This is a genomic window from Kitasatospora sp. NPDC030952, from assembly GCF_055571335.1.
Genome location: NZ_JBVIFM010000054.1, coordinates 1 through 7,955, shown reverse-complemented (window position 1 = coordinate 7,955; position 7,955 = coordinate 1). Strand labels below are relative to the sequence as shown.

Below are 7,955 nucleotides of genomic sequence, written 5' to 3'. Positions count from 1 at the left end.
CCTCCTCACCACCGGCCACACCCACTTCATCGAAACCAGCCCCCACCCCGTCCTCACCACCCCCATCCAACAAACCGCCGACACCACCGACACCGGTACCGAGACCGTCACCACCGGCACCCTGCACCGCAAGCGGCCCGGCTGGACGGCGTTCCTCGCCTCGATGGCGCGGCTGCACACCGCCGGCGCGGACGCCGACTGGACCCGGCTCTTCGAGGACGCGCAGCCCCGGCGGGTCTCCCTGCCGACCTACCCCTTCCAGCGGCGCCGCCACTGGCTGGAGCCCGGAACCGATCGGCGGACCACGGCCGACACGCCGCCCGACGGACCGGCCGAGGACCCGGGCGAGCAGGAGCGGGACACCGCCGCCCCGCCCGCGGCGTCCGAGGCACTGACCGCGCTGCCGCCCGCCGAACGGCGCCGCGCGCTGCTGGACCTGGTGCACCGGAACGCGGCCGCCGTCCTCGGGCACACCGGCAGCGAGGAGCCCGCCTCCGGGCGCTCGTTCAAGGAACTCGGCTTCGACTCCTCGCTCGCCGTGGAGCTGCGGAACCGGCTGGTGACGGCGACCGGCCTGGAGCTGCCCCCCGCGCTGCTGTTCAACCACCCGACGCCGCAGCTCCTCGCCGAACACCTGCGCGACCGCCTCGCCGAGGCGCCCCGCACCGCCGCGCCCACGACCGGGCACCGGCCCGGCCACCCGGCGAACGGGCCGGCCGCGGACGCCGACGACCCGATCGCGATCGTCGGAATGGCCTGCCGCTACCCCGGCGGCGTACGCACACCCGAGCAGCTGTGGCGGCTGGTGGAGACCGGGACGGACGCGACCTCCGACTTCCCGGACAACCGGGGCTGGGACCTCGACGCCCTGTTCGACCCGGAGTCGGCGGCCTCCGGCACCTCCTCCGTGCGCCGCGGCGGGTTCCTCCCCGACGCCGACCGGTTCGACCCCGCGTTCTTCGGCATCAGCCCGCGCGAGGCACAGGCGATGGACCCCCAGCAGCGGGTGCTGCTGGAGGTGTCCTGGGAAGCCCTGGAGCGGGCCGGCATCGACCCGTTGTCGCTGGGCCGGAGCCAGACCGGCGTGTTCGTCGGCGCGATGTCCCAGGAGTACGGGCCCCGGCTGACCGAGGGCGCCGAAGGCCTGGAGGGCTTCCTGCTGACCGGCACCACGGCGAGCGTCGCGTCCGGCCGGATCGCCTACACCCTGGGGCTCCAGGGCCCCGCGCTCACCGTGGACACCGCCTGCTCGTCCTCGCTGGTGGCCCTGCACCTCGCGGCCCGGGCCCTGCGCAACGGGGACTGCCCGCTGGCGCTCGCGGGCGGCGTGGCCGTGATGGCCACCCCCGGGATCTTCGTCGAGTTCAGCCGGCAGCAGGGGCTGTCCGCCGACGGGACGTGCAAGGCGTTCTCCGACGCCGCGAACGGCACCGCCTGGGCCGAGGGCGCCGGGATGCTGGTGCTGGAGCGGCTCTCGGACGCCCGGCGCAACGGGCACCGCGTCCTCGCCCTGATCCGCGGCTCCGCCGTCAACTCCGACGGGGCGAGCAACGGGCTGACCGCGCCCAACGGGCCGTCCCAGGAACGGGTGATCCGCCAGGCGCTCGCCGACGCCGGGCTCGGGCCCGCCGACGTGGACGCCGTCGAGGCGCACGGCACCGGCACCAGGCTCGGCGACCCCATCGAGGCCCAGGCCCTGATCGACACCTACGGACGGAACCGGCCCGCCGACGCCCCGCTGTGGCTGGGGTCCCTGAAGTCCAACATCGGTCACGCGCAGGCCGCGGCGGGGGTCGGCGGCCTGATCAAGATGGTGATGGCGCTGCGCCACCGGTCGCTGCCCCGCACCCTGCACGTGGACCGGCCGACCCGTCAGGTCGACTGGTCGGCGGGCACCGTACGGCTGCTGACCGAGGCGCGGCCGTGGCCCGAAACGGCCGTCCGGCGGGCAGCGGTGTCGTCGTTCGGGATCAGTGGCACCAACGCGCACCTGGTACTCGAAGAGGCCCCCGACGCCTCCGACGTCCCCGGCGTCCACCCGGTCCGCGAACCGGCGGCCGACGGGGCGGGCAACGGCGGGACCGGCAGCAGCGGGGCCGCCACCAGCGGGACCGGGAACGACGGCGACCGCCTGCCGCTCGCGGTCGGCGCCGACACCACCGTGCCGTGGCTCGTCTCGGCGCCCGACGAACAGGGCCTGCGCGCCCAGGCCGACCTGCTGCGCCGCCACCTCGACACCGCCCCGGACCACGCGCTGGCCGGCATCGGCCGGGCACTCGCCACCGGCCGCCCCGCGTTCGCCCACCGCGCCGTCCTCACCGGCACCGACCGGGCCGCCCTGGGCGCCGCCCTGGCCGCGCTCGCGGAGGGCGAGCCGGCGCCCGGCGTCGAGCGGGGCACGGCAGCCGACCGGGGCAAGGTCGTGTTCGTCTTCCCCGGGCAGGGCTCGCAGTGGGCGGGCATGGCCGCCGGGCTGATGGAGTCCTCGCCGGCCTTCCGGGCGGAACTCCTCGCCTGCGCCGACGCCCTCCAGCCGTACCTGGACTGGTCGGTGCGCGACGTCCTGGCCGGGGTACCGGGCGCTCCCGGGATGGACCGGTCGGACGTGATCCAGTGCACGACGTTCGCGGTGGTGGCGGCCCTCGCCGCGCTCTGGCGGGCCGCGGGGGTGGAACCCGACGCGGTGATGGGCCACTCCCAGGGGGAGATCGCCGCCGCGTACGTCGCCGGCGCGCTGTCGCTGCCGGACGCCGCGCGGGTGGTCGCGCTGCGCGGAAGGGAGCTGCTGCCGCTGGCACACACCGGCGGCCTGCTGTCGGTCGCCCGCTCGCTGGACCAGGTGACCGGACTGATCGCCCGCTGGGACGGCCGGCTGACCGTTGCCGCGCTGAACGGCCCGTCCTCCACCGTCGTCGGCGGCGACCTCGCCGCCCTGGAGGAGCTGGCCGCGCACTGCGCCGAGGCCGGCGTCTGGGCCCGGCGGGTGCCCATCGACTACGCCTCGCACACCGCGCACGTGGAGGCCGTCCGGGACCGGCTGGCGGAGGTGCTCGCGCCGATCGCCCCCCGCGCGCCGCGGACCGCCTTCCGCTCCACCGTGCAGGGGGTCCGGCAGGAGCCGTTCGAGACCGGCGCCGAGTACTGGTACCGCAACCTGCGCCACCGGGTCGAGTTCGAGCCGGTGATCCGGGAGCTGGCGGCCGAGGGCTACCGCACCTTCATCGAGATCAGCCCGCACCCGGTGCTGACCCAGGCGATCGAGCAGACCGTGGAGGCGGCGGGCGCCGCCGGCACCGTGGTCGCCGAGTCGCTGCGCCGCGACGACGGCGGCTGGGACCGGTTCGCGGCGGCGCTCGGCCGGGTGCACACCCAGGGCGTGCGGGTCGACTGGCGGGCCGTCCTGCGCGACGCCCCGGCGGACCCCGTCGACCTGCCGACCTACCCGTTCCAGCGGCAGCGCTACTGGATCGAACCGGCCGCGCGCGGCGCCAATGCCCTCGGGCACCGGTTCCTGGACACCGTGACCGAACTCGCCGACGGCGACGGGCACGTGTTCACCGGACGGCTGTCCACCGCGGCCCGGCCCTGGCTGGCCGACCACGCGATGCGCGGCACCGTCCTGCTGCCCGGCACCGCGCTGCTGGACCTCGCCGTCCGGGCCGGGGCGGAGGTGGGTTGCGGCACGGTCGACGAACTCACCCTGGAGGCGCCGCTCGCCGTCCCCGAGGACGGCGAGGTCCGGCTCCAGGTCGTCGTGGGCACCACCGACGAGGCCGGACGCCGCCCGGTGCGGCTGTACTCGCGGCAGGGCGGCGCGGAGTGGACGCGGCACGCGGCCGGCTTCGTCTCGGCCGGTGCGGCGGGCGGCCCGGGTGCGGGTGCGGACGTGTTCCCGGGTGGGGAGTGGCCGCCGCGCGGGGCCACCGAGCTCGACGTCGCCGAACTGTACGACCACCTCCACGAGCAGGGCTACGAGTACGGACCGGCGTTCCGGAACGTCCGGGCCGCCTGGCGGCTGGGCGAGGAGCTGTTCGCCGAGGTGACCGTCCCGGCGGAGCTGCGGACGGACACCGGGCGGGGTGCCCCGCACCCCGCGCTGCTCGATGCCGCACTGCACCCGCTGGCCGCCACCGGGGTGCTCCGGGAGGACTCCGGGCAGATGTTCCTGCCGTTCTCCTGGACCCGCTTCGCGACCGGGTCGGCGGCGGAGGCCGGCCCCGGCGCGGGCGCGGGCTCGGGTTCGGCATCGGATTCGGGTTCGGGTTCGGGCTCGGGTTCGGGTTCGGGCTCCTCGGCGGGGGAACCGCTGCGCGTCCGGCTGACCCCCGCCGGAGCCGACACCGTCGAGTTGACCGTCACCGACGAGACCGACAGCTCGGTGCTCGCCGTCGGCACCCTCGCGCTGCGGCCCGTCGCCGTCGAACGGCTCGCCCCCGTCCGGACCGTACGGGACCTGTACGCCGTGGAATGGCGGCCGCTGCCGCTCGGCGCACCCGAGGCCGCCCGGTGGGCCGTCCTCGGACGCGCGTGGCCGGCGGACGGCCCGGCCGCACATTCCTACCCTGACCTCGCCGCGCTGCGCGAGGCGGTCGCCGACGGCGCCGCCGTCCCCGACCTGGTCCTCGCCGGACCGCTGCACGCCGACGATGCCGGACCGGACGGCGCCGGACCGGACGATGCCGGACCGGACGACACCGCACCCGGCATCCCCGCGGACGCCGCGCACCGGCTCACCGGGCAGGCGCTGACGCTCGTCCAGGAGTGGCTCGCCGACGAACGCCTCGCCGACGCGCGACTGGTGATCACCACCCGGGGCGCGACCGCCGTGGACGACACGGCGCCGGCCCCCTCCCCGGCGACCGCCGCCGTCTGGGGCCTCATCCGGTCCGCGCAGACCGAGCACCCCGACCGGATCGTCCTCCTCGACCTGGACGACGACCCGGCCTCGGCCCGCGCCGTCCCCGCCGCCGTCGGCACCGGCGAACCCCAACTGGCGGTCCGGGCCGGGACGGTGAAGGTCCCGCGGCTGGCCCCGCTCACCACGGCCGGGCCGCCCGGCGATCGCCCGGCGCCCGACGGCACGGCGCCCGGCGCCCCCGCCCTCGACGACACCGGTCTCGGCAGCTTCGCCCTCGGAGGCACCGCCCTCGACGGCACCGTGCTGCTCACCGGCGGCACCGGCGGCCTCGGCGCCCTGGTCGCCCGGCACCTGGTGACCGCACACGGGGTACGGCACCTCGTCCTGGTCAGCCGCCGCGGCCCCGCCGCCGACGGCTCCGCCGAACGGGCGGCGGAACTGCGCGCCCTGGGCGCCGAGGTCACCGTCACCGCCGCCGACGCCGCCGACCCGGAGTCGCTGGCCGCGGTGCTGGCCGCCGTCCCGGCCGACCGGCCGCTGCGCGCCGTCGTCCACCTCGCCGGCGTCCTCGACGACGGGACCGTCACCTCCCTCACCGCCGAGCGGACCGACGCCGTCCTGCGCCCCAAGGCGGACGCGGCCTGGAACCTGCACGAACTCACCCGGGAGCTTCCGCTCACCGCGTTCGTGCTGTTCTCCTCCGCGATCGCCACCCTGGGCGGCGCCGGCCAGGCCAACTACGCGGCCGCCAACGCCTTCCTCGACGCCCTCGCCCAGCACCGCCGTGCCTCCGGCCTGCCCGCCGTCTCGCTCGGCTGGGGCCTGTGGGCCGACTCCGCCGGCATGGCGGGGCGGATCAGCGACTCCGACCAGGCGCGGCTGCGCCGCGGCGGCCTCGCCGCGATGCCCGCCGAGGACGCGCTCGCCCTGTTCGACTCCGCGCTCGCCGCGGGCCGGCCGGTCGCGCTGCCGGCCCGGCTCGACCTCGCGGCGGTCCGGACGGAGCACGACCGGGGCGAGATCCCCCCGCTGCTGCGCCGTCTGCTGCCCCGCACCGGCGGGCCGGGCGGCGCCCGCACCACCAGCACACGGCCCGCCGCGTCCGCCAGGAGGATCGCCGAACTGCCCCCGGCCGAGCGGGAGGCGGCGCTGCTCGACCTCGTCCGCGCCAAGGCCGCCGAGGTGCTCGGCCACGACGACCCCGCCACGGTCGAACCGGACCGGGCCCTGCGCGAGCAGGGTCTCGACTCCCTCACCACCGTCGAACTGCGCAACCGCGTCAACGCGGCCACCGGCCTCCGGCTGCCCGCCACGGTGGTGTTCGAGCACCCGACCGCCACCGCGCTCGCCCGGTACCTCGGCGAGCGGATCACCGGCACCGGCCGCACCGACGACGTCACGGCCACCCGGGTGCGGAACGACGAGCCGATCGCGATCGTGGGCATGGCCTGCCGCTACCCCGGCGGTGTCCGCTCCCCCGAGGACCTGTGGCGACTGGTGACCGACGGCGTCGACGCGATCGGCGAGTTCCCCACCGACCGCGGCTGGAACCTCGACACCCTCTACCACCCCGACCCCGACCACCCCGGCACCAGCTACACCCGCCACGGCGGATTCCTCCACGACGCCGCCGACTTCGACCCCGAGTTCTTCGGCATGAGCCCCCGCGAGGCGCTCGCCGCCGACCCGCAACAGCGCCTCCTCCTCGAAACCGCCTGGGAGACCCTGGAGAACGCCGGCATCGACCCCACCACCCTGCGCGGCACCCACACCGGCGTCTTCACCGGCGTCATGTACGACGACTACGGCAACCGGCTCATGCAGGCGGCACCCGACGGCTTCGAGGGGTTCCTGCTCGCCGGCACCCAGACGAGCGTCGCCTCCGGCCGGGTGTCGTACGCGCTCGACCTCGCCGGGCCCGCACTGACGGTCAACACCGCGTGCTCCTCCTCGCTGGTCGCCCTGCACCTGGCCGCCCGCGCGCTGCGCAACGGCGAGTGCGACCTCGCGCTCGCCGGCGGGGTCACGGTGATGGCCACCCCGAACGCCTTCGTCGAGTTCAGCCGGCAGCGCGGCCTGGCCCCCGACGGGCGCTCCAAGTCCTTCGCGGCCGCCGCCGACGGCGTGGTGTGGAGCGAGGGCGTCGGCCTGCTGCTGGTCGAGCGGCTCTCCGACGCCCGCCGCAACGGCCACCAGATCCTCGCGGTCGTCCGGGGGACGGCGGTCAACCAGGACGGCGCCTCCAACGGCCTCACCGCGCCCAGCGCCGCCGCCCAGCGCCGGGTGATCCGGCAGGCCCTGGTCGGAGCCGGGCTCGCCGCCGCCGACGTCGACGTGGTCGAGGCGCACGGCACCGGGACCAAGCTCGGCGACCCGATCGAGGCGGAGGCCCTGCTGGCCACCTACGGGCAGGACCGCGAACACCCGCTCTGGCTCGGTTCCATCAAGTCCAACATCGGCCACACCCAGGCCGCCGCCGGCGTCGCCGGCATCATCAAGATGATCGAGGCGATGCGCCACGAGGTCCTGCCCAGGACCCTGCACGTCGACGCGCCGTCCCCGCACGTCGACTGGAGCACGGGCAGCATCGAGCTGCTGACCGAGAACCGGGACTGGCCCACGCACGGGCGCCCGCGCCGCGCCGCCGTCTCCTCCTTCGGCATCAGCGGCACCAACGCCCACGTCATCCTCGAACAAGGCCCCACCGCACGGCCGGTGGCCCAGACCGAGGGACCCCCGGACGCGGCGGGGACGGCCGACCCGGCGCCGGTCACCTGGCCGCTCTCGGCCAGGACCCCTGCCGCCCTGCGGCAGCACGCCGAACGGCTGGCGGACCACGTCGAAGCCCACCCCGAACTCACGCCCGCCGCCGTCGCCGCCGCGCTCGACACCCGCGCCGGCTTCACCCACCGCGCCGCCGTGGTCGCCACCACACGTGGCGAACTCCTCGACGGGCTCCGGGCGTTGGCCGCCGATCAGCCGGACGGCCGGCTCATCCAGGGCACCGGGGTTCCGGGGAAGACGGTGTTCGTGTTCCCCGGCCACGGCACCCAATGGCCCGGCATGGGCCTCGCGTTGCTGGACACCTCACCCGTCT

At 76.5% G+C, this 7,955-nt stretch carries 1 protein-coding gene; it reads left to right on the top strand.

Annotation, left to right across the window (positions count from 1 at the left end; genetic code table 11):
- Positions 1-163 precede the first annotated feature (163 nt).
- On the top strand, positions 164-7,955 hold a 7,792-nt coding region (locus ACZ47G_RS39500; protein ID WP_465751346.1), incomplete at its 3' end, for an SDR family NAD(P)-dependent oxidoreductase.